This window comes from Aliiglaciecola lipolytica E3, assembly GCF_000314975.1.
GTDB lineage: Bacteria > Pseudomonadota > Gammaproteobacteria > Enterobacterales > Alteromonadaceae > Aliiglaciecola > Aliiglaciecola lipolytica.
The window spans coordinates 35,829-60,221 of the sequence record NZ_BAEN01000068.1 but is presented as its reverse complement, the minus strand read 5'-3'; the positions used below and the strand labels follow the sequence as shown (position 1 = coordinate 60,221).

Below are 24,393 nucleotides of genomic sequence, written 5' to 3'. Positions count from 1 at the left end.
TTGATAAAATACTAAATACCCTGAAGTAAGCAATTTAATTACATGGAGAAAAGAATGAAATTACGATCAACCGCTATCGCACTATTCACTACCTTGGGCTTATCTGCGAGCTTCCCCTTGTTGGCTGCGCACCATGAAGTTGGTGATTCAATAAAAGCTGCCATGCAAAGCGAAATTAGAAGTGATGCTGAAAAAGAACGGGATCGCAACCGAAAGCCAGTTGAGACCCTAGAGTTTTTCGGTCTTAAACCGGACATGAAAATTTTGGAATTGCTGCCTGGAGGTGGTTGGTACACCAAAATTTTAGTTCCTGTTGTGCACGACAAAGGTGAATATTATGCCGCGATAGGTACAGGACGTATTAAAGACACATTAAGCGAAGAGCCTAGCTTTGAAAAAATGAATATTGTCGCAGAGGATGCCAAACTGTGGCGTGAAGAGGGTGCGCGATTCTATTCATTGCAAATAGACTCATTTGGCGTAAAAGACCTTGATATGGTTCTAACCTTCAGAAACTATCACAACTTTTCTGAAGAAGGCCGTAAAGCCATGAATAAAGCGGCATTTGAAGCACTTAAACCAGGCGGAATCTACGCCGTGGTCGATCATACTGCCCGCCACATGGAACCAGCAACTAGTTCAAACCGTCGACGTGTTGACCCAGTGTTAGCCATCAAAGAAATTATCGAAGCTGGTTTTGAGTTCGAAGATTTTAGTGACTTACATTATCGTGAAGACGATGAGTTAAAATACGAAGTAGGTGCAAGATCAGTAACTGGTAATACCGACCGTTGGACAATCAAATTCCGCAAACCAGAATAGGATAGTCGACTCCTACGGGAATTATCCCGTAGGATTTGATAAATAATTCGCTGGCCTAAAGCCCAGTCTATAAGCCTTTACGGATCAAATAAATATACGGAGCTGTTTCGGTTAACGAACGCTCCAACGTATGTCCCATAAAACGGCAAAAGCTCGGCATATCCCTGGTTGTAGAATGATCATCTGCAATTACGCTCAACGTCTCACCATCTTGCATATTGCGAACTTTCATTCTGACCATCATCACCGGCTCAGGACATCTCAGTCCAAGCGCGTCTAAATGATAGTCGGCAGCAAATTCAGCCGGAATCGTAAAATCAGATCCCATAGTCCTGCCGATACTGCTCAATATTCGCCAAATGTTCTGCCATATCAGGCTGCTGTTTCAAAAACTCAACCAAGTCACCAAGATTAATAATAGACACAACTTTAGTACCGAAATCACGTTCTACTTCCTGAATAGCGGACAGCTCACCTTTACCTTTTTCTTGACGGTCAAGTGCGATTAAAACCCCAGCAAGACTAGCGCCATGGGCATCTATCAACTGCATGGATTCACGAATAGCGGTGCCAGCAGTAATAACATCATCCACCAGCATAATTTTGCCTGCCAAAGGGCTGCCAACTAACGTACCGCCTTCACCATGAGCTTTCGCTTCTTTGCGATTAAAACAATAAGGTGTATCAATATTGTGTTTATCAGCTAGCGCGACGGCTGTTGTTGTGGCAATTGGAATACCTTTATAGGCAGGGCCAAACAACACGTCATAATCAATACCTGAATCAATCAATGCTTGCGCATAATACTGACCCAATTTAGCTAAATCATTTCCAGTATTGAACAATCCTGCGTTAAAGAAATAAGGACTTACGCGTCCAGACTTCAAGGTAAACTGACCAAATTTTAAAACTTGGCGGTTTAAGGCAAATTCAATAAATGCTTTTTGATAATCTTGCATGACGTTTAAAAACCTGTTCTAGTTCAAAGCGCTTTTTTGGATGTCGAATAACTCACGAAGACCGTGCTTGGCTAATTCCAACATCTCATTCATTTCATCAAAACTAAAGGGTTCGCCTTCTGCTGTACCTTGCACTTCGATTAGCTTACCGGTTTCAGTCATTACAACATTCATGTCAGTTTCTGCATCAGAATCTTCCAAATACTCCAGATCAGCAATCGCGTTACCTTTGTAAACACCGACTGATAACGCAGCAATCATGAATTTAAGCGGGTTAGTTTTGATAATGCCTTTACTGCGCATAAACGTTAGCGCATCAACTAGAGCCACACATGCTCCAGTAATTGACGCAGTACGAGTACCACCGTCAGCCTGAATAACATCACAATCAAGCGTAATTGTATTCTCGCCTAAAAGTTTCAAATCTACCGCGGCGCGCAATGAACGAGCTATCAAACGCTGTATCTCCAACGTGCGTCCGCCTTGTTTACCACGAGCGGCTTCACGACCCGAGCGCGTATGCGTAGAACGCGGAAGCATGCTGTATTCTGCCGTGATCCAGCCCTTTCCCTGACCTTTCATAAAACGAGGTACGCCTTCTTCTACAGTCGCGTTACAGATAACTTTAGTATTACCGAACTCCACCAAAACAGAACCTTCTGCATGACAGGTAAACTGGCGAGTAATTGTAACCGGACGGATTTGGCTAGCAGTTCTTCCACTTGGACGCATATTTTCACTCCTAATTGATATGGCGCAGGATTATAGCGTAACTCTAGGGAATGTTGCAGCCAGCAATGAAATAAATACGACCGAAAGGTCAAACACACCTGTAAGCTGAGCTTCAGCCCAGTGAACAAACCACCAAACCCCACGAGATAAATCCCGTGCTACATCAGACCTACAAAAACCAGTGCGCATTTAATACAATAGCGTAGACTATGCCAGCGTCTAAAATTTATTAAACTGAGGAATTCCCATGATTTACAGCATGACCGCATTTGCCCGTACAGAACTAAAAGCTGACTGGGGCACCGCTATATGGGAAATTCGCTCCGTCAATCAACGCTACCTAGAAACATTCTTTCGCTTACCTGAGCAATTTCGCTCGCTTGAACCCATGCTTCGCGAACGCTTCAGAAAACGCCTGCAACGAGGCAAAGTAGAATGTGCTTTGCGTTATATCCCTAATGACGCAGCCGCCGGCGAATTAAACCTCAATGAAGATCTTGCCAAACAACTGCTAAAAGCAGCAGATTGGGTTCAATCACACGGCCAGTCTAGCGGCGTGAATCCTGTTGATATTTTGCGTTGGCCTGGCGTAATGGCAACAGTCGAAACCGACATGGATGGCATACAAACCGATATCATGAAAAGCTTTGATGAAACCCTAAACGATTTCATCAAAGCACGTGCAGCCGAAGGCGTTAACTTAAAAGACATGATTGAACAACGGCTCGACGGTATTCAAGAACAAGTTAAAATTGTCAGTGCCAGAATGCCAGAAATAATCACATGGCAAAAAGAGCGCCTGTTAAGCCGATTTGAAGAAGCAAAAATTGAGCTCGAAGAAGGCAGAGTAGAGCAAGAAATGATCATGCTGGCGCAAAAAGTCGACGTAGCCGAAGAACTCGACCGACTCAACTCACACATTGGCGAAACCCAAAACATCCTAAAAAAAGGCGGCGCCTGCGGCAGAAGACTGGATTTTATGATGCAAGAATTCAATCGCGAATCGAACACCTTAGGATCAAAATCAATCCACGCCGACATCACTCAATCAGCCGTCGAACTCAAAGTTTTAATTGAGCAGATGCGCGAGCAAATTCAGAATATTGAATAAAGTTCAGCAGAACTAACACAAACTAATAACTAACTGAAAAACCTTGCTTTGCAGCGAGGTTTTGTTTTTTATTGTTCCACATTTTTTCATTCTGTTTCATCCAGTTGGTGAGTATTTTTCGCTGCTAGTCTCAAACTACTGGTGAGTAAATGAGGTGAAAAATGCCAAATTTAACAGTTAAACAAGTCAATATACTTGCTAAAGGTCAGCCAAGTAAAACATCCGATTGTAATGGATTGTCCTTCGTCCTTCGTCGCTCCGAAGCGTGGCGAACCATACTGGTCTGAAATGGCCCAATCTTTTTGAAGCATATAATGGACTCTATTAGTTCCGATTTGAACAGCTGCTGAAGGGTGTACGAAGCCAGCTCAAGCTCTGATTCGAAGAAGCCAATGCTCCCATCATGTGATTCCCCTCGAGGATTCAAGCTAAGCCGCCATTTATTGATTAACTTGGAAAGCTTCGTAATAACTTTCTTACATTCTGAGCTTTCAGTGCTATTGCGAACATCTAGCCAAATGGTTGCTAACAACATGATTGAAATGTCTGGTTTTAAGACCTGATGGATCTCTTAATCTATAACCATGGCTAAGTAGCTATACTGCTGGAAGGTTTAAAACATTGCGTCGGGAAGCTCTAGTGCTAAAGCTACTTTCGCGGTGTGTGTTGTTCACCATTTGTGAAGACGATATCCTAATTGGCTCATTTCATGCTCCTCATAAATTTAAAAATTGATTTTGAAAGTAATGAGAAAAACACCAAACCAAAGACTAGAGGGCGAAATGCCCAAATAGGTAAGTTTTAAATCCATATGAACGGTGCGTAACTGAGCATATTGTCATAAGACATAAAGGCTAACTGGTCTAAAGCAACAAAGCTGAGCCGTGTGATTTCTGTTGAAATACAGCGCGAACTACTGTGGTTTATATTTGTGTTGTTTATAGTGGGGTGGTCGTGTGACCCATAATGCTGCGAATGCAGCTCCTCAGGAACGTGTTGCGGGCAGTGGATACGCCCTTTTTCTTGATGCTCAATTCGAGCTAATTCATAAATAAAATTATCACAGTGATCAGAGATTGCAACACCTTTTTGACACGCTCAAATCTCCATCCCTCTTCTGGCCCTGCAATTTTTCAAGGCGGATTGGGTATCGAGGCATCATGAGCAGAGGCCTTGACGGGCGACACTGCGATTCGTTATCGATAGTAACGGCCCACATGAGACAGGGCTATGGTGCATCAAAGTGCGACCCTGGAGACGTGTAATCCTAGGGTTTATCGTCTGTAGTCTTCGAGGATAGTCGTGTAGTACACGCGCACCCCATTATATTGGGCTGTTTTTCTTAAGAATTGGTGTGTGCTGCTTTTATGACTTTGATTGTTTCTATTTATCTTTTTTAAGTATTGCCTTAAGGGCTGCGATATTGACTTGCGCGCCTTCAGCCTCTTTTAGTAGGCGACGCTTTTCTGCAAAGTTATCAAATTCCAGCTTAGCCTTATCATCTGCCGCTTTTTTGGAAATTCTTCCGGCACCGCTCAATACATCTCTATCATTAAAGTCCAAAAACTGATCAAGCTTTTCGGCCCAGTCGTGCAAGAAGACTTGGTTGCGGCGAAGAGCTTGGTCCTCTGCAAAATCGAGCCACATATTTACGATACGATTGAGCTCTTTAATTTCATCTTCACGCAAATAGTTCTTTGCAATGGTGACATCTGTCTTGCGGACTTCATCGCCTTTATAACTTGTTAAGCCCATATCTGGTTTACTGGCATCCACTCGACTGGCAATCAACTCAGCCGCAGTCATTTTTGTGCAGGCATAGTGAAGCTTGTTCTGGATGGTTTGAAAGAAACGGTTTGTATCTTGGTTAGATGGCTCGTAATCAGCAGCCATGGTAAAGATTTCTTTCACTCGCAGATAAACACGACGCTCACTGGCGCGGATATCGCGAATACGTTCCAGCATTTCATCGAAGTAATCTGGTACCGCAGAATTACCAACGGGCGGATTTTTCAGACGCTCATCATCCATAGCAAACCCCTTGATAAGATATTCTTTCAGGATTTGCGTTGCCCATTGGCGGAATTGCGTACCTCGTTGCGAACGAACCCTGTAGCCTACAGACAAAATTGCATCGAGATTGTAGTGGTCAATCTCACGAGAAACTTGGCGAGTACCTTCTAGTCGAACTATCCGGAATTTCCGGATGGTTGCGTTTTGTACAAGCTCACCCTCGTTATAGATATTGATTAGATGTTCATTAATTGTCCGGACATCCTTATCATAAAGCTCGGCCATTGCAGCCTGAGAAAGCCACAAAGTATCTAATTCAAAACGGCATTCAACGCGGGTTTGACCATCAGCACTGGTAAATAGAACAAACTCTCCTTGAGGGGCTTGAGGAATATTATTTGTCATTCATTCAACCTTCTTAGCTTTGTCTGATACCATTTTTTAATTTATTGCTTGTACTGAATTTGCAATGCGTCTTTCCTTACCAAAGGGGGTGGTATAAAAGCGCTGTTCAATGCCGTAAACCAACAATTTCAAGTCTTCATCAGTTGATATTTCAAACTTTTTATTCTGTTGATCGAATTTAAGTTTTTGCTCGCAGTATCCATCTATGTATTCAAGCATATTGGTTTTATCATCGACTGACATTCCGTCCAGTGTTTTCATTGCAAGACCAATGCGTTTTCGATTTGGTTTTGAAACTTTTTCAACGCTGTAATTGTTGCTCAGTTCTATAAATGACTCGTCTAAGAACTGTTCAACTTCTTCTTTTGTCGCTTCCTTATACAGTTCATCTATACCTTTAAATATACTTGAAATCGTTGCCAGTTTTTTGAATATTAAAGTATCTGCTGCTTTGAAATACACTGCATCAGGTAAGGCATTAATTACCAAGCGCGTTTGACTTTTTTCAAGCTCAGCCGTTTCACCAAATACAAGTGTTTTGCGCTTAACAAAAAGGCTAGGGGTTATTTTTTGAAAATAAAAATTTTCGCCCTGAACAGCAAACAAATAAGCAATACTAGAAAAATTATCCTTAGTTAAATCATTGTAGTCTTTCGAATCGAACTCTTTTTTCAATAGATCTAAACAGTAGGCTTGCCTGCTAAACCCTTCAATTTTGAACCATGAGTCTTCATCGAGGTTATGGTCAGGATCATATGGAATACAGGCATTCAAATCGACGTTAACTGTACCAAATAGAGATTGATCGGAAACTAATTTAAAAGTACGTTTTTTTGCTCTTGTTTTTATGTGTGCCAGTATATGGTCCATCACTATCCTCGCTCGATAAAGGTGTAATTGTTAATGCGGTAAGCCAAGGGTATTTGAATGTCATCAGGCTTTTTGTAGCGCTCTTTACTGATCAAAAAAATTGCTGTGCCGTTTTTAGTCGTGATGTTGTAAAACTCATAACCAAACAATAAAAACAGCGGATTAAAGTAGAGTGCCTGCGAAAGAAAGGTGAACACGAACAATATCCCATACACAAACCACAGAGTTTCTAAATTGCCTATGCTCAACGCCACAAAAAAGTAGCCCAAGTAACTGGGTAGAAAGCTGTTATTTGCGTGTTCGATACTGGAAACTTCACCCGCATTGAACTCGTCTTTACCTAAGTATTTACTTAGCCATATACTCAAGCCTGTTGATAAAATGGGTATGGCCAAATAAAACAAATAAGAGACTGCGTTCGGAAGTTTTACTGTCCAGTTTAAACAATCTGCACCACCGAATAATTGGGCCAGCGTGACTCCTTTTTGCACCAAAAAGATAATCACCAGTAGCGATGTGGCATTGGCGGTGAGTAAGACCCGAAACGCAGTATTTATCATTTTAATATCACTCACTCATTCACTATCATTGCAAAAAACCAATTTCTGAGTCGATCTTTAGAGATACTGGCAGCCATTTTCTTCACCTCCTGCATAAACGATAAAACTCGTATGATCACGCCATTGCCCCTTCGTAGACCTTTTCAACCTCAGCAAACTTAGTGACACTCTCTAGGCAAGTTAAAGTTGTGAGTTTCATCGAGTTTTTCATGGGTCGATGTGGCACGTTGGTCACCGGTGTTTGTAGCGAGAGCGGTTTACCCAGCTCAAATAAATAATACAAATCAGCAGAGCCTGACTTCTTACCCGATTGATTTTCGGTAATGCCGTAGCGTGGTAACACTGCAACTTGTTTAACCGGCCAAAGTTTGTCAATTTGCTTGGTTGAACTTTGGGTGTCAGAGGTAGACGCCAACGCTAAATAGCGAATTTCCTCGGCAATATGCTGCTTAAATTTCTGCAAAAATGTACTTTGCGGCAGGTGATACCACTGTGCTGTACCTTGCTCAAATTTTTCAAAGTAGTCATTATCACGACCTCGTTGCCCCCCCCAATGCCACTGTCATCGTCAAATCAGGGTACAGCACTTGGCGCATGCCATAATACGGTATGCGTGCCGCTTCCTGTACGTAGAGCCTTTCCGCCATGCCAGCCACAGGGTACATAGCTTCATTACTTTGCCCTATTTGTGCATTTGGCACTGTGCCAATTTGCTCTTGCAAAAACTCTAGCAACCACTTATGACCGGAATAATTATTCTTAGTCTGAATAGGATCACTTTGACAAGGCTCATCTTGGCTGGGTAATAGTGCAAATGCGCCAATACCTACTTCTTCTATTGCGGCTGCGTAGGGGTTGGGTGTTGTGGCTTGATCAAAAAAGCCTGGATATAAAGCAAAAGCGCCAAAAACTGGGCGGCTTTTTTTAACAGGTTGTCCTTCGATTTTACTGGATGGTGACTCAGACAAACGGGGCTCTGATAGGCGAATCAAGGCATCCCGATAACGGTGCATTTGGTTGATGGCATCGTCTGGTACGTAATCCTTACTTTCGATATCTTCATTGCTGTCATCAAAGCGGTTTTTCTCGGTTTTAATGCGGTACTTGGCATCAAACAGCCAAATAAACTGCTTTTCTTCTGATGAGTCTGCTTTCGTTAAATCAGCGCTTTTAGGCAGTGTCACTTCCAACACAATATCCGGCTCTTGGTTCACCAAATACGAGCGGATTGATTGGCCCTTTTTGGTAAATTTAGGCTCGTGTGCCAGCCTAGCGGTCACACCATCACTGCGTTTAAAACGAAAGGCACCGGCAAACCCATCTTTAAGTTGGTACTCAAAAAAGTCATTTTGGGCGAGCTTAGTCGCCCCGTTTTCCACCAATTCAAAGCCGAGATCCTGCTCTAAAATCTGTTTCAAACACAAAAAGCACCACACTTCGTAAATCTCGGCCACTGATTTCATTGAAATGCTCGACTGATTGCCAAACACATCTAAATAAAATTTCAGCTCCTGCCAAATACGATACACCGCGCTGTAACCAGTTTTTTGCTGTAGCACTAACGACTCACGGTTTAACCCTGTGTATGCACCAACCTCTTTTAAAAAGCTTTGACTTAAAATTTTTCGTAGCGGCTGCTGCCAACTATGCAGCTCATTTAAAAATGAATCTGACAACCGTTGCCGTTCTGGTGCTTGGTTACTCTGCCTAAGCTTTTGTTCAAACTCCGCTAATTGCCGCTTGCATTTACTCACCGCCATTCTGATAAAGCGATTTTCTGGGGTGTCAACACTCAGTTGCTTTTTTTCAACCGCATAACGTTTATCGTACTGGCCATTCGCAAAGTCTTGTTTGACTTGCTCCGCTAACTTATGTGGTAGGCGGCCTTTTAATTTGGCCGCTTTGATTTTGGCTACCGTCGATTGCAAACGGCTATGTGGTGCGGCACAAATCACTTTTAAGCCTTGCTCAAAACGCTTCCGTAACGCGGCAAAATTAGCCAACCACATCAGTGGAAAATGTCCGCGTTGCTGGCTGGTCGCTGCATCTTGCTCGGTTTTTTCGACCAAACTAAAGCGCCAAAGGGGGTAAACTTTGTCGATGGCTTCGTACATGGCGGGCAAGTCTTGGTGAAGTGCCATTTTGATTGGCAGCACTTCAAAAGCAATATGCTGAGTCTGTGTTTTGCCATTAAGCTCAAAAGTGAGCGGTAAACGCAACCAACCCACACCATTGCCGGTATTAATGGTGCCGGTTAAACGTGCGGGCACTATGCCCCTTGCGGTTTTTACTTCGGGGGCAAAACGAAATGCCTCATTCACGCTTTGGCTGCGATGGGTTAACCGCGCATTAGTTACTTCACTAAAAAAGACCCACTCAAACTGGTACTGAGTATTCTCAAAAAACAAGGGAGAATTTAATGTCAGCTCAGCGTGTTTCGCTAAGCCATCTGCTAGAAGCCCTTGCGGTTCAATAGCATTGCTCAGCTGCGCCGCAGGCGCAAAGCGCAATTCGTAGCTAGGTTGTACATCATTAGCGCTCGTCCTGTGCGCCATTGTATTCTGGTACACGCTCAATCGCTGGCTAATATCATTCGCCCAGACCGAAAACTCAAAGTCAGGGGTTTGTAATCGTATTAACTCCGGCATTCCCTACCACTCCTTACACCATCACTGTACGGGTTCTGCTTATAGGTTGCATTCATTGCTGAAGGCATCAAACAGCACCGACTCATTAAGGCCAGAAACTGGTAAAGGTGGCACTGGCTAATCGCTCACTCATCCACTTCAATTTCGCTTTTGAACGGCAAGGTATTAGAAGTACTTTTTCCTCATCAGTAGCACCATCGGCCACTATTTTTTCGCGATACAAGTCAGGGCGTTGATTCTTATCGCCTTGTTCTGCTTGCCAAATAGGGGCTAACTGGTCTGAAAGCACAGCGCTAAGCTCTTCCAGCAAATCCTTGCGATTTGATGTGGTCAGCTTGTCGGTATCGCCTTCGATACGCGGCAGAACCTTGCACATCATAAAGTCGTCCCATACGGCTTTTAAAGTCAAGTCATCTTGGGGGTGGCTACTGGCAACCGCGAGAAGAAGTTCATTGAGCGCACGGAACGCCAACTCAAACGGTGTATTTTTTAGCACTGCATTAACGGCCGATAAAAACGCAACCGTTTTTGTGCCATCAACATCAAAAGTATCAGCTAAATCCACTTTGCTGGCGTTTGACCAAATAGGATAGCTAAGGCGTTTAGTGCAACTGGTTGGGGTGAAGAAGTCGTTATAGTCGTTAGGGAAAAACGCACCAAAATCAAAGCTCAGCGCTCGGTCAATCACCTTGCGAGAAAAACCATGGGTGGTTTCATCCATATTCACCGTGCCTGCGACCAACAGGTTAAACGGAATACCTAAACCATATTGGCAAATATGTACCCACAACTCATCGTATTGCGCGCCATCAAAGCCTAGGGCTTTACGCAGCTTTGCTATATCAGCGACTTCTTTAATGGTGGCGGGTTTTAATAAGGCATCACTGCTGTAGGTAAAGCTGTCATCTGTCCAACTCCATTCGCGGGTTTCCAGTACCGACAAATAATCAGCAAAATACTGCTCAACAGGGGCAAGATTCATTTCATCCAAGCACAGCCAGTAAGGCAGTACCTTATCTAGCTCATCGCGTTCACCTGCCACAACTAAACGCTCGCCTTGGTCTTCGCTCTCTTGCGCTTCAATAGTTAAGCCACTATCAGCAATCGCACGCCAAGCTTTGGCGATAAATTGCAATACATCGGTAGTGATATATTTAGCAGCGCCGTTTAAACGGGAGATATAACCCAGCAAATCACTCGGCTCATGCCAATCGGGCCGCACCGAGGTTAAGCAATATATATCGTCTCGGCTCACCGTTAAGCCGAAAGTCTCTGCAAACTTTTTGGTAGCTTCTGATTGCTTGCGTACAAAACGCGTTTTACCTGTGCCTGAGATGCCAGCGAGAAGGAGGAATGGTTTGGATAAACTTGAGCATCCCCAACTTTTATTACTCAAAAGAGTTTCCGTTGATTTTTGCACTTTAGGTATGAATATGGGCTTAAATGAGTTTTTTAGTGCTGGGTTTTCAGACAGTTGCTTTGCTATTTCAGCTACTGCACTTTGAGTTTCTGCCAACAAATTGCCAGCCTGCAATAATGGGGATACGTAGTAATCATTGCGATCTATTGTTTTACCTCCTCCCCAACTTTTGTAATCCGATACGAATGATAAAAAGCACTCAAGATCATCATTTGTATAACCCTTTGAACTGAAATAATTTTCAATCTTGCTTTTTTCTTGTTCGGAAACTCCATCTCTTAGAGCGACGGCAGCTTGTTGAAGATCTGTATCCTTATATATATCTTTAAAAATATTTTTTTGTTGTGATAGACCATCTAAGTAATTAGAAAGCTCTGCAGCAATATAGAACCAAAAGTTAGTGATAAAAATGGCTTTACCAGTTGATGTGGTGATTTTAGTAGAAAAATCAGCAAACTCTACTTTAGAGTAACCATTTGCCCTATTCTCACTAAGATAAAGCTCATATTCTTTTTTGAATTTTTCTGTTAGCTTAACATCAGTAAAGTTGACCCCATCAACTGAGCTTCTGATTTCTCTGAACTTCTCACTTAAATCAATTAATGCCATCTAATATATTCCTAATTTTTTTAGCTAATCCATCAATTACATTAACAGTAACGCTATTACCAAATTGTTTATACGCTTGCACTTTTGAAGCGCTTGGTTCAAATTCATCAGGGAACCCTTGTAATCGTGCTGCCTCTCTTGGACTAATCTTCCGAGGATTTTTTCCAACCTGATCAATCAGTACTTCGCTACCGTCTTTGTAATATCGTGCTGAGATAGTATTGGTATAGGGGGATGCTTCCGTAACCAAGCCAAAACCAAAGCCTTTGCCATTTTTTTTATTTTCAATTTTTCTACGTTGATGGCCTTCCCATAATCTATCAGAAATAGTTAATTTAGGATCTGGGTTTTCCTCAAGCATATCACCAACTTTAACTTCAATACCTAGTGGATTTGGGTACTCAAAACTTTTAACTTCGCCATCACGCCATAAAACGATGTATATGCGCTGTCTATTCTGCGGTATTCCAAAGTCCACTGATTTCAGAACCATTTCTTTGGCTAAGGCTTGAATTTCCTTTGTAGAACCATGCTCAATAACACTTTTAGGAATATTACAGCTATATCCCATTTTGGTTAGCGTTTTTAAAATAACCTTGAGCGTATAGCCTTTATCATGGCTAATTAAACCTTTCACATTTTCAAGCAACGCAAACTTAGGCTTTTTCGTTTCTAGAATATTGGCTATGTCATGAAATAGAGTACCACGGGTATCTTCAATTCCTAGTTTAAGGCCTGCATGCGAAAATGGTTGGCATGGGAAGCCAGCCAAAAGAATGTCATGATCAGGGATTTCACTCGCGGGGATCTTTGTAATATCGCCAAATGGAATCTCGCCATGATTATTTTTGTAGGTTTGCTGAGCATGCTTATCAAATTCGGAAGAAAAAACACAAATGCCGCCATTTTGTTGAAAACCTAGTCGAACCCCACCGATCCCTGCAAATAAGTCGATAAAGCGAAACTTACCGTCAAAATCAGGTTTTAGCTTTAAAGCACCAAATACCTCATTAAAGAACTCGACTCTCTTTGTGTATAAACCATTTTGCTGTAGCTGACTGATTACACTTTCTTTGAGTTGTTCTGGCTTGCTGATTTCTGGATTACAGTAAAACTGGCTATCGGTTGCAATGGCGTGTAACCATTGGTCAATTACAGCTTCAACGTCACTGTCTTGTGGCACATGCTCAACTGCTAAGGGCTTAATAATTTCTTCTGCTTGTAGAAGGACGTTGCTTTTATTGATCATTATTAACTACTACTAAAAATGCTTGATGGTTAACTGTAGGGCGATGCATGTTTTTTGTACTTTGCATTTCAACCAAGTTGTACTTGCCCAATGTTTTCAATGTTCTCGACACATTACTAACCGCTCGGTCGGTAAGCGCGGCCAACTCGGTGACTGATTGCGGCTCTTGCTCGGCGATTATTTTTAACAAGTGCTGGTTTTCTTTCGACAGCACATTGGCTACCGATTTCATCGAATCGAACCAGATATCGACGGGGTAATCGGGGTCGAGGCTTTGCCCTTTGATCCCAATAACACAGCGCGAATGTTTAACTTTTCTCATTACTTACTCAAATCGTGTATTCGTTAGATTGACTATAGAAAAACAGCAATTAGTCAATCTACAACTGTACACTTATACATAAGTCACATATCTTATCAACTGATGATAATAGCGCAAGAGTAATCCTAGGTTTTACTTCGTTTCCCCCTAAACCACTTCGTTCAAATCCCGTAAAGCCATAAATCGGAACCCCGCTAGCGGGGCCCCCTTGCTACGCAACCCTTCGGGCGATTTCTAGCTTGACTGGCTTTTCTCTACGTAGTGCGTGTTGGCCATGAGGTATGGCGCGCCTTTAGGCGGCAAGCGCCTAAAACTTACCAACCTCATAGCGAAAGGGGCTTCTATGAAATCTATGGACTTTATAGACAGGGCTAAAAAAGTAGAATTTGGTGATATAGCAAGGTCGGCAAAACCTATTGAGCGCACAACTCTCAAACACGTTCGGGCTACCGATAAATGTTACCTGGTTAAAGCTGGTAGTAGGTTACAATTCTGGATTACTCGTAACGATTACTTGTTATCTGTGAATGTCTCTTTAAACTCACCATTTTGTGTTTGTACTGACGTAGATAGTTATTTATGTTTCCCATATCCCAACTTTCCCAGTTAGAAATTGAGCATTTTTTTAATTTTTTTCATAAATTTTTTCGATTTCTTTATGGTGAGTACACTGGTGAGTAAGAGGGCTTAAAAACGAGTCAAAAGTACTTAGCAGGCCTTGTTATTACTGAAATCGTGAAATTTAAAACGATAAACAGATCCAAAACATCGAATAACATTCACCTTAATTCAAAGTTAAGCTCAGCTTGTATAGGATAATGATCGGAATACACTCGTGTTTCTGGGGTTTTTAGCACTCTTGCTTGTTGGACTAGTTGATCAGGTTTGCACCAAAAACGATCGAGTTTGAATAAGGGAAATTTGTTTGGGAAAGTAGGGCCTAACGGAATCGGCCTAAGGGTTTTGTTAATTCTACGCAGGGTTCGCGGGAAAAATTGCCATTCGTTAAAATCACCGGCAACCAAAAGTGGGGTGTCATCTTCGCTGATTATTTCGTTAACAACCGCGTTCAATTGGGTGAATTGTGCAAAGCGTTCATGTTGTTTTAGCCCTTTATGGGTATTTAAAATGCGTAATTTGTGGCCGTTTATGTTAAAAAGAACATCTTGAATATTGCGTGGTTGGCGAGTTTCGACGCTGATATCTACCGATCGCTGACTAAGATGAGCGAATCGTGACAGTAGCGCATTGCCATACCAGCCAGATTCTGTGAATACGGCAGGTGAGGCAATAAATTCGGTAAAATAGTTGGCTTTTAAACGTTCGATTTGCTCGTGTTTATCAAGATTAAGCGCGCGCAAATCCATTTCTTGCAAACAAACAATATCGGCTTTTTGGCTCGCCAAAAACTCACCTATTCGTCCATAATCAAATACGTTATCTATTCCGATACCACTGTGAATATTATATGAAATTACTTTTATAGACATAATAAATGAGTTCTATACTTGCTCGTGAACTTCGGTTGCCGATTGTTCTAGATTTTTACTTTTACCCCGAGTGTTTTGAAAATAATTAACCAATTTTTGCGAACCATAGGCAAGTAGAATCCACGCCACAAGACCACCAACCAGTAACCCAATATGTTTTGGAGTAGGGTCGCGGATGATGTCTGCAATTGAGCCGCCGACAACCCCTTTTATTATCATTGGAGGTAACATTCCTAAAAATGTCCCCGCTAAAAAGTACACCAACTTTATCGATGAGATACCGGCAACTAGATTGACCAAACTAAATGGGGCTATGGGGATCATCCTAATTACGGCGACACCGAAAATGCCGTTTTCTGCAAATTTTTTGTCAATTTTGTTTATTTTCGGGCCAATAAAGCTACGTAGTCCTTTATCACCGATTAAATGTCCAAAGAAAAACAGTACAGCAGTACTGGCCATAACGCCGGCCATGCCATAAATTACGCCCCACACGGCACCAAAAACCATTGCGACGGCCAGCGAGAGTACGGTGACCGGAAAAAATAATATTCCAGCAATAATATAAATACCGCATACCGCAATAATCGCCCAAGGACTGTCTCGTAAAGACTCTAGCAAAGCTTGCAAGTGGTCTTTACTCATCCAATCTACGTTTTGGCTTAACAAATAGCCGCCACCCACCAGCAGTGCAATGATGACTATCGTGGCAGTAATCACTAGACCACGCTTACTCGGATTAGGGATCGACAGACGTTTTCCGTTAAACAAAGGTATGGAAGGCACAATAGGCTCCTGTGGATCACCAATAGGCGTCAAAAGTTGTTGTAAGCTCTGATCAGTAAAAATCTTATCGTCTGCTTCATGTAGGCAATAAGCATACTTTTCTTTACATTGGGTTAATTGTTTAAACGTATTTTCACCGTCGATAAAGGATTGCACATCTTCGACCGACCACCCCGCGTGTTCGCTAATCAAATCATTCCTAAACCACGCGATTTGCTCTCTATGCTTTTCCGTAGAGGCTACAAAGGTTAAGTCACACTCAGTATCTAACGACATTGACCTGTTGCTTAAATTGGATGAACCGATTACAAAGTAGGCATCGTCAATCACCATGACTTTTGCATGGACACGTTTTTGCCCCTCAACGCCTTCTTTGTTGGTCGATCCAGAATAAGCCACCAGTACTCGTTCATCTTCAATCCCGTTTTCTAGTATGCGTTTGAAATCTATGCGCCCAGCCCAATAAGCTTCGGTTTCCATCGTTCCTTTAGGCTGATAAGAGCTAACGATTAATACACGTAATTTAGGACAAGCTTTGAGCCGGCGATTTAGGGCTTCTGCAATTTCGCCTCGATTAGCAAATTGATTTTCGATATAAATAAACTCTTCCGCTTGTTCAATGAGTGCTAAAAGCATTTTTCGCACTTCTTGAACCGGCTCGACATCATCCATAAAGGGGATCGTTTGCGAAACCGCGCAATCAATATTTTCCAGTAACGGTTTGACACTTTGCGGCCAACAGTTGGGTAATTGATCTGTGTTGTCAGGGTGCCTTTGTTCTGTAGATTCGGTTATTTGTTGAGTTTCATCAACTAATCTATTCCAGCGCCAACGCACTAACTTCGACAATTCTTTAACGATTGGACCAGACACAGCAACCTGTACATCGTGAAACGGTCCATAGCTTCCATCACCATCATCGCGCTCGGGTTCAACAAGGCGGTGTTCGCGCGTGTCCCAACGGTGCACGGCAACATCCATTCCGCCCGAGAAAGCCAACTCATCATCAATGATCACAATCTTTTGGTGTTGGCTTCCGCCCATAGGTATGCTGCCATCAAGCACGGTATGCACATTTTCAGGTGTTTTTTCATCCCAGACCTCTTTAGCCCATATTTCACGCATCCCGAAAAAAGCTAAGGACGAATCCCAACGTAGCAAATAAACGCGTAAATCAGGGTTTTCTGACGCCTTCAGATTAATCAGTTCACTGATCACAGATGGTAATTCAGACGCTTTCTCTTCTTCGCCTCTCAGTAAGCGGACACGACTATCTATATCCCAACCTACTATAAAGATTGAGCGCTGAGCTTTTTCAATCGCCTCATGTAAGGCGCGATAGTAATTTGCACAATCAACCACGGGAGCCGCATATCGAGCGGTACTCTTTAGTGTGTAAACTTCGTCATTTTGAAGAATTGTATTGGCGGCATCCATCGGTAAATATCTCCCACTTAATGCGTAAATGCTTCATACATCACAACAGTGCCATTTAACAAAGCACTGTTTGTACAGCAATTTACAGCCGATTTCATTTTAGATATCTAAGAGTAAGCAAGAATGATGCCCCTAAAATTTTTTGAGGCTAAGATCAAAACCTCACCATTTGACGAGCGGTTTAATCAAGGGGTTTCAGGGAGTATTGAGATATGAATCGAAGCTTATCGTTGGTTTTGTGTAATGTTAAACAAATAATAAACTTCGAGTTAATTGAATGCTTAGTTATCGAACAGTGGGTAAACAAGATGGGCCGATGTCTTCGAACCGTTTGTAGGTGAGTACAAATTCTTGATGCCCTAGTTCTTCTGATTTTGACTGCTTACCTTGCGCAACATCGCACACAAGTTGATAGATTTCGTCACCGACTTGACTAACCGATGCTTCTCCGTTGATTATTTTGCCTGCATTGATATCCATATCGTCCGATAAGTTGTCGTAAGTCTCGGGGTTAGCGCAAACCTTAATCACTGGAGAAATAGCTGAACCAACAACTGACCCTCTGCCGGTGGTAAACAAGATGATATGTGAACCTGATGCAATCATTTCAACTATTTCGGCGTTATCTACAATATTAGGAAAGCCGAATTGTGGCTCTCCATCAGGAACAACATCCATCAAGTACAAGCCCCCCTGACTGGTAAGATCGCCCGGTTTAATCAGACCATGAATTTTTGAACTGCCCGACTTAGCATAAGCACCCATAGATTTTTCTTCTTGAGTGGTTAAACCACCCTCTGCATTACCAGGAGCAAAGCTGCCATAGCCCATTTTGGTATAATAGACTTCGGCTTTTTCAACAGACTTCATTATTTCAGCACCTAGTTCCGGTGTTATAGCGCGTTCTGCCATAATCTGTTCGCAACCAATCAACTCTCCGGTTTCTTCAAAGATACAAGTAGCGTCGTTGGCAATAAGCTGATCAAAACAATGGCCTACCGCTGGATTAGCACTAATCCCACTTGTGCCATCTGAGCCACCGCAAATCGTACCAACCACCAGTTCATTAATATCCATGGGTACTAAATCAACTTTTTCAGCTTCAACCAGTAGGTCGTTAACGCTGACTAATCCTGCATCTATCGTTTTGCGTGTTCCACCGGTCTTTTGAATCACTAAGGTGTCTACAGATCTTCCACTTTCTTCAATGGTTTTGGCCAATTGCTCACGATTAAATCCTTCGCAACCTAAAGAGACAATCAATACGCCTGCTACGTTGGGGTGGGTGCAGAGTCTTTCCATTATTTTTAAAGAGTATTCGTTGGGATAGCACCCTGGGAAGCCAATTAACTGAACGTTATTGCGTGCGTATCTATTCACAATTGCTCTGGCAACATGGTGTGCACATTCAACAAGATATGTGACTAACACAACGTTGCGGATACCTTTGCGGCCATCAGCTCTCAGATAGCCTTTCATGATTTCACTCCAGCTTTACTCTGGCGAGTATGGCTGGCGATGTAGTCGCTCTTCATATTGTGCATATGAATATGCTCACCAAAACTGATGTCTTCAATTGCAGAGCCAATCGAAACGCCGTACTTAATGATTTTTTCACCTTTGCTAATTTTTCGTCTGGCAATTTTGTGACCAACAGTAATATCAGCAGTCATAGTCACATCGACGTCTTCAAGCGACACCGAACTGCCTTTAAGTAACTGTTTGCAACAAACGAAAACATTGTCTTCGTTGCTTAATAAAACAAAGTGTTTATTTACCATTTAAATTTCCCAATAAGACTATTTAGCTAACCTACTCCCTTCATTATGTGAAAAAGGTACATACCTACTAATTATTGAATAAACCTCGATGTCATAATTGGTAAGTTTTATTTCAGCCAAATTTAATTTAATCATTGATTAGGATACTGGTCAATAAATTTATGTATTATTATATTTAATAGAACATTTGAGCGTTGATTTTTAGTCGCATTAACAAAAATAATCGTGAACTTTTAAATAAAAACAAACAAAATTAACCTTGTTGTTTTGATGTGTTCGATTAGCTGCTCTTTTTGTGCTTGGGTGTGTTGAATTATTTTGATGGGTAACCTTACGATTGAGGGTGATTTGTTAAATTCAAAATGACAGAAAAAACAAGGTCGGTAATCTTTTATCACAGTTAAAAAAGTCATTGAAACAAGGCCAGAGGTATTAATTTATATAAAAAAATATACTTCTCTGATTATCATCTGTTAAATTACATACAAGAAAATTTAAAAATTTGTCGTTCCACAATTTATCATTTGCAAGGAAACTGATTTGAGTAGTAAAACCTATCTCTTTAAACAATCGATTAACCGTATGCTGAAGCTAATACTCGACCTTCCTGAGGGAGAGAGTGTTATGGCGAATGATATTGAGCTCACTAAGCTTTTAAATATTAGTCGCACCACGGTTAGATCTTGCGTTGAGTATTTAGAAGAGCAGGGGATAGTCAAAAGAGATGGTCCTAACAAGGTTGTATTGCGTAATCCAAAAGATACTGATTTTTTTGACATAAAAGACAAAGATTCCACAAAAGATATTCAAATCGAAAAGTACTTTCTCAATTTAATTAATACCGGACAATTGTTACCTGGAGACAGGTTTTCTGAACTGAGTTTGGCCAAAAATTCGGGCTGCACCACAATTACAGTTCGAGAGTTTCTGATCAAATTTTCGAACAATGGGCTAATTGAAAAAATCCCTCGCGGTCGTTGGAAAATGGTGAAGTTCGATGAAGATTTTGCTCGCGAGCTGGTCTCTTTTAGAAAAATGGTTGAAATGCATGCCATTAGCGAACTTTTAAAACGTCCTAAAGATCATCCAGTGTGGGAAGAATTGCGTGAACTATTGGTGAGACACCAAGAAGTCAGTAACGACATGGAAAATCGCTACATGGAGTTTCCTGATCTAGACAGGGCGTTACATTTTATTATCTTACAAAGTGTTAAAAATCGATTTACCCAACAGTTTTTCGATATTGTTTCTTTTGTTTGCCATTATCATTATCAATGGGATAAGAAAGGGGAACTTGAACGTTTTACCGTTGCGATTAACGAACACATTGATTTGTTGAATAATTTAATTACACACAATAATGCGGGGGCCATCATGAGTTTAGCAACACATTTGGAAACAGCAGAAATCACGCTATTACGATGTGTGCATGGGTTAGAGAAATAACCCGTTAACCATCTCTAAACAAACGCTTTGGGCAATACTTATTGGTAAGTAATTTCAACTCGGCTTTACAAGCATCTCTGCTGTTGAAACTTATTTTCACTTGCTTGGGCAATAAGACTGCGCACTGCTGGTATTTGTTCAAAATGCGACTCAATCCTCTGATATTCTTGTCGATAGGTCATTCTGCCAAGCACACCTTTTTTTGTAAATAAGCTCAACTCATCCTTGAGTTGTTCGTTTATTCTACGCATATTTTCAATAGATTTAGTTTGCACTTCAACGCTTTGCCGTTTGAATTTAGTGACAAAACATTGGCAAAGATCAACACTTTCGGTTTGACTAATTTCACCATCAAACAGCTCCAGAAGCTGGGCAGTGCTGATATCTTTCACGACCTGAAATTGCACCATGTAGTTTATAATAGAGCGTTGTTTTTTATCGTTACAATGAGCATATAGGGTATCGATGGTAAGCAGTTTATTACAACCGTAAAGCATCGAAGTGGATAACAGAATTACAGCCAACTTTTTCAATTTGCGTCCTTTCTAAAGTGTAAAAAGTCTTATGACTTGACGATAGTGGTAGCAGATTAACATTGTTTTTCACTAAGCGTAATATCCTTGAAAGGTCCATCAATCTCGACTGATTTGGATCATTTGCGCAATCAATGTTTTTAAGTGAAGTACGACAGCATCCTTTTGTTTATGCTCAATTAGGTCTTCTGCTTGTTTAGCTAATTCGCTTATATTTTCGAAGCCGTAACTGCCTGCAGACCCTTTTAACTTGTGCATTAATTGCTGTAATCGTTGCCAGTCCTGTTGCTTTTGCGCAGCTTGAATATCTTTGATTTTGTCATCAAAGCTAGCTTTGTATTGTTGAATCAAGCGTTCAAATTCGTGGCTATTTTCGCGTGGTTGTTGATCTGCTGACACCTCAGATACTTGGCTTAGAAACTCACTTACTGTGGTATAAAATTGCGCTGTTTTAATTGGCTTGCCAAAATGTGCGGCTGCGCCAGCACGTTCCACTTGTTTAATACTCTCACTATCGACATTTGCGGTTAACATAATTATTGGGCATGTTACACCCGATGAAATCAAGCTACGGGTGGTTTCTAAACCATCCATATCCGGCATTTGCATATCCATTAGGATTAAGTCAAACCTATGCTGTTTAGCGAGTCTGAGCGCATGCTCGCCACTGTTAGCTAAACTTATACTCACACCTGTTTTTTTAAGTAAATAAGCAACCAGCTGTAAGTTATCTTGGTTGTCATCTACACACAATATATGACCAGTTAAGGTTGGAACTATCAATTCATTGTGATGATGTTGAAGCGCTATTTCACGTGCTTGCTCTGGATTGGTCAGCATTTCTGTATTGTTTGCTTCAGACCATGGTAAATAAACCGCGAATTGACTTCCTTGCCCTTCTTGCGAGGTTACTTTGATATGGCCTCCCATTATTTCAATGAGTTGCTTACTGATGTATAACCCTAATCCTGTGCCGCCATACTTACGATTAATTGCCGAACTTCCCTGAGAAAAAGCCGTAAACAAGCGAAGCTGCTGCTCTTCACTCATACCCACGCCGGTATCAGACACCACGAAAATAAAGCGGCGCTTATAGCGGTCTAAATAAACCTGTAACTCCACTTTTCCGACATCGGTAAACTTGATGGCGTTATTACACAAATTCAGCAATATTTGTTTGAGTCTAGTTGGATCAGTATTAAAAAAACGTGGCAATGGGTAATGTAGCTGCGAGTTAAATGCGAGATTTTTTTCATTGGCGAAGCGACTCATATAGGTTTTAACTTCATTGAGTAGGCTAACCATGCAAGTATCAATGTTTTGCAAATGAATTTTACCCGCTTCAATTTTCGATAGATCCAGCACATCGTTGATGATGTTTAATAGATATTGGCCACTACTATTGATTGCGCTAGTCGCCTTATGTTTATCCTCAACACTGGCATCTGGGTCGTCCAAAACTTGGGTATAGCCAATGATTGAATTTAGCGGTGTACGAATTTCATGACTAACATTGGCTAAAAAGCGGTGCTTAGCTTCATTTGCAGATTTGGCTAATTGCTGTTCTTTTTGCACAATTTCAATTTGAAACTTAGCGTTATTGGTTTGGCGTATTTCTTCAGCTTGATCTTTAATTTTTTGTTCGCGATCCATGACGGCATACTGCATATTGCCGAACTCTAGCGCCAGCTCTCCTAATTCACTTTTTTCGGATACCTCAATTTTTTCGCTGTACTTCCCGCTGGCCACTTGTTTAGCAGCATCTAATAGTCGTCCAACCGGTCGGGTGATACTGCGCGCGATATAGTAAGAACCGATTACAGCTAACAAAAGACCCAAAGCAAAAAATGGCAGAAGTTCCAACATAAATACACGCAAAGTTTGTAGCCAAGCTTGAATCGAGTCCTGCAGCACTACGATAAATTGACGACGATTGTCTTCAAATAGCATAAACGGCAAAAGTACCGTTTCATGGGTGTCTAGGGTTTGAAATTCAATCGGTCGATTTTCATCGGGCAACCTTAAACTGACGTTTTTAATAGCAGTATTGAGCATGTGGTCGTTTTGCGCAGTAGAAAGTGGCACTAGCGCTTGATCTGAACTCACCACGCTAAGATTAATATCCAGCGAAATTAGCCCTTTAATACGCTCTAGTAAGCTCAGATTGAGCTTTTTACCCATAATCAGCCATCCAATAACCCCAGGTGCGCGAATAGGCTCAGCTGATACTAGGTAAGGTTGTTCCCCCATCATGGTGATCCATGCCCGCTGCTTTTGGTCATCACTCAGTTCATGCCCAAGCGCCTGAGCGACTTCTCCGTCTTGGCCTCCATATTGAGAAATCAACATAAACTTTTTATCTAGAACCAAAGCCACATCGGCATCAATTCGATTTCCAAAGTTAAATAAGATTGTGCGGATAGACTCTGAATCTTCACCTTGACCAATGGCACTGCGCAGCGCCCAGTCTTTGGATACCGTTTCCACATTTAAATCAAGTTGAGATTTCGCATTCGCTATTTCATTCAGGAATACATTTTGTCCCACACTTAGACGAGATAGAAACTGTCGTTCAGCCAAGTTATATGCAGCGGTATAAATGCTCAGTAAGGTCAGCGCAAATACCATGCTAAATAGGCTCACCACCAACACAAATATTTTGATTTGCAGGGGAGTCCAAATTAGATGCTTTCGCTTGTGCAAACTCGGTTTCAACATTTAGCCTATTGATGATTAAGCAACGCTTGATTAAATGACCAGCGTTGAGCGAGATAACTTTCAACTTAAGAAAATGTATTTTTGACCATTTCTGTCAGCAATTTTGACAAGCTGTGCATTTCAATAGCATGCCAACAATCACTAACTATTTGTATTAATTAGATTTCTTAAACTTGGTTCGATTTATGCTGTACAAGAATAGTACAGTTGTTTGATTAGTAACCCTAGAAGTATCAGGTGGAAGTATGTCTTGTTTAACCCGAAAATTGCAGCAAAACTTAACGCGCTATATCAAAAAGCATAGTGAGCAGATTGCCGACAAACCAGTTGAGTGTGTAAAAGAAGAGTTGGTAGATAAAGGCTTGTGTCCATCGCATATTACTGATGATCAAATGCGAGAAATTTTACGGTGTGCATATCATTCAGGAAAATAGCGTAGGTATCTTGGCTTTTGCTCCAGATTCTAGAAACAAAATGACAGT

Annotated in this window: 21 protein-coding genes; 4 read left to right on the top strand and 17 right to left on the bottom strand. The window is 41.6% G+C overall.

Annotated features, from left to right (window positions below; translation table 11 throughout):
- Positions 1–54: 54 nt before the first annotated feature.
- Positions 55–822 (top strand): class I SAM-dependent methyltransferase, encoded by a 768-nt coding sequence (locus tag GLIP_RS17715; RefSeq protein WP_008846062.1) that lies wholly within the window; start codon positions 55–57, stop codon positions 820–822.
- A 67-nt stretch (positions 823–889) separates the two neighbouring features.
- On the opposite strand, the gene tusA is transcribed toward GLIP_RS17715, so the two are convergent.
- From tusA to rph, 3 genes are read right to left on the bottom strand one after another with little or no spacing between them, the layout of a single operon-like run.
- Complete coding sequence (gene tusA, locus GLIP_RS17710) at positions 890–1,150, bottom strand: sulfurtransferase TusA (RefSeq protein WP_008846061.1); 261 nt, start codon at positions 1,148–1,150, stop codon at positions 890–892.
- Entirely contained in the window at positions 1,140–1,781 is a 642-nt protein-coding gene (gene pyrE / locus GLIP_RS17705; protein WP_008846060.1) for an orotate phosphoribosyltransferase, read from the bottom strand. Before pyrE ends, tusA begins: the two co-directional genes overlap by 11 nt.
- An 18-nt stretch (positions 1,782–1,799) precedes the next feature.
- The gene (gene rph / locus GLIP_RS17700) at positions 1,800–2,513 is read right to left on the bottom strand and encodes a ribonuclease PH (RefSeq protein ID WP_008846059.1); all 714 of its coding nucleotides are present in this window, start codon (positions 2,511–2,513) and stop codon (positions 1,800–1,802) included.
- 247 nt (positions 2,514–2,760) lie between these two features.
- On the opposite strand from rph, the gene GLIP_RS17695 reads away from it, so the two are divergent.
- Complete coding sequence (locus GLIP_RS17695; RefSeq protein WP_008846057.1) at positions 2,761–3,624, top strand: YicC/YloC family endoribonuclease; 864 nt, start codon at positions 2,761–2,763, stop codon at positions 3,622–3,624.
- Positions 3,625–5,007: 1,383 nt separating this feature from the next.
- On the opposite strand, the gene GLIP_RS17685 is transcribed toward GLIP_RS17695, so the two are convergent.
- From GLIP_RS17685 to GLIP_RS17630, 12 genes are all read right to left on the bottom strand, one after another.
- Positions 5,008–6,042 carry a virulence RhuM family protein gene (locus GLIP_RS17685; protein WP_008846055.1) on the bottom strand — a complete coding sequence of 345 codons (1,035 nt, stop codon included), beginning with the start codon at positions 6,040–6,042 and terminating at the stop codon, positions 5,008–5,010.
- A gap of 36 nt (positions 6,043–6,078) precedes the next feature.
- Positions 6,079–6,816 carry an ATP F0F1 synthase synthase gene (locus GLIP_RS17680; RefSeq protein WP_226992248.1) on the bottom strand — a complete coding sequence of 246 codons (738 nt, stop codon included), beginning with the start codon at positions 6,814–6,816 and terminating at the stop codon, positions 6,079–6,081.
- A 98-nt stretch (positions 6,817–6,914) separates the two neighbouring features.
- Entirely contained in the window at positions 6,915–7,487 is a 573-nt protein-coding gene (locus tag GLIP_RS17675) for a hypothetical protein (protein ID WP_226992247.1), read from the bottom strand.
- 100 nt (positions 7,488–7,587) lie between these two features.
- A complete protein-coding gene (locus GLIP_RS22365) occupies positions 7,588–7,935 on the bottom strand; it encodes a hypothetical protein (protein ID WP_226992246.1) in 348 nt (115 codons plus the stop codon).
- Between the two features lie 67 nt (positions 7,936–8,002).
- The gene (locus GLIP_RS17670; RefSeq protein ID WP_226992245.1) at positions 8,003–10,120 is read right to left on the bottom strand and encodes a restriction endonuclease-like protein; all 2,118 of its coding nucleotides are present in this window, start codon (positions 10,118–10,120) and stop codon (positions 8,003–8,005) included.
- An 85-nt stretch (positions 10,121–10,205) separates the two neighbouring features.
- Positions 10,206–12,149: an McrB family protein gene (locus GLIP_RS17665; protein WP_008846052.1), complete on the bottom strand. Its 1,944-nt coding sequence runs from the start codon at positions 12,147–12,149 to the stop codon at positions 10,206–10,208.
- A complete protein-coding gene (dcm, locus tag GLIP_RS17660) occupies positions 12,136–13,398 on the bottom strand; it encodes a DNA cytosine methyltransferase (protein ID WP_008846051.1) in 1,263 nt (420 codons plus the stop codon). Before dcm ends, GLIP_RS17665 begins: the two co-directional genes overlap by 14 nt.
- Positions 13,388–13,720 (bottom strand): HVO_A0114 family putative DNA-binding protein, encoded by a 333-nt coding sequence (locus GLIP_RS17655; protein ID WP_040523465.1) that lies wholly within the window; start codon positions 13,718–13,720, stop codon positions 13,388–13,390. The genes dcm and GLIP_RS17655 overlap by 11 nt, the downstream gene beginning before the upstream one ends.
- Before the next feature lie 779 nt (positions 13,721–14,499).
- On the bottom strand, positions 14,500–15,210 hold the full coding sequence (locus GLIP_RS17645; protein WP_008846049.1) for an endonuclease/exonuclease/phosphatase family protein: 711 nt from the start codon (positions 15,208–15,210) through the stop codon (positions 14,500–14,502).
- Between the two features lie 12 nt (positions 15,211–15,222).
- Complete coding sequence (locus GLIP_RS17640) at positions 15,223–17,433, bottom strand: VTT domain-containing protein (RefSeq protein WP_008846048.1); 2,211 nt, start codon at positions 17,431–17,433, stop codon at positions 15,223–15,225.
- Between the two features lie 285 nt (positions 17,434–17,718).
- Positions 17,719–18,912 (bottom strand): UxaA family hydrolase, encoded by a 1,194-nt coding sequence (locus GLIP_RS17635; protein ID WP_008846047.1) that lies wholly within the window; start codon positions 18,910–18,912, stop codon positions 17,719–17,721.
- Entirely contained in the window at positions 18,909–19,214 is a 306-nt protein-coding gene (locus GLIP_RS17630; protein ID WP_008846046.1) for a UxaA family hydrolase, read from the bottom strand. The genes GLIP_RS17635 and GLIP_RS17630 overlap by 4 nt, the downstream gene beginning before the upstream one ends.
- A 540-nt stretch (positions 19,215–19,754) precedes the next feature.
- On the opposite strand from GLIP_RS17630, the gene GLIP_RS17625 reads away from it, so the two are divergent.
- Complete coding sequence (locus GLIP_RS17625) at positions 19,755–20,660, top strand: GntR family transcriptional regulator (RefSeq protein WP_226992244.1); 906 nt, start codon at positions 19,755–19,757, stop codon at positions 20,658–20,660.
- Between the two features lie 65 nt (positions 20,661–20,725).
- Here the strand turns inward: GLIP_RS17625 and GLIP_RS17620 are convergent, their stop codons facing one another.
- Both GLIP_RS17620 and GLIP_RS17615 read right to left on the bottom strand, forming a co-directional pair.
- Positions 20,726–21,193: a hypothetical protein gene (locus GLIP_RS17620; protein WP_008846043.1), complete on the bottom strand. Its 468-nt coding sequence runs from the start codon at positions 21,191–21,193 to the stop codon at positions 20,726–20,728.
- Between the two features lie 99 nt (positions 21,194–21,292).
- Positions 21,293–23,896, bottom strand: coding sequence for an ATP-binding protein (locus GLIP_RS17615; protein ID WP_226992243.1), 2,604 nt, complete (start codon positions 23,894–23,896; stop codon positions 21,293–21,295).
- A 260-nt stretch (positions 23,897–24,156) separates the two neighbouring features.
- Between GLIP_RS17615 and GLIP_RS17610 the strand changes: the two genes are divergently transcribed.
- A complete protein-coding gene (locus tag GLIP_RS17610; RefSeq protein ID WP_008846040.1) occupies positions 24,157–24,345 on the top strand; it encodes a hypothetical protein in 189 nt (62 codons plus the stop codon).
- The last annotated feature ends 48 nt before the right edge of the window (positions 24,346–24,393 follow it).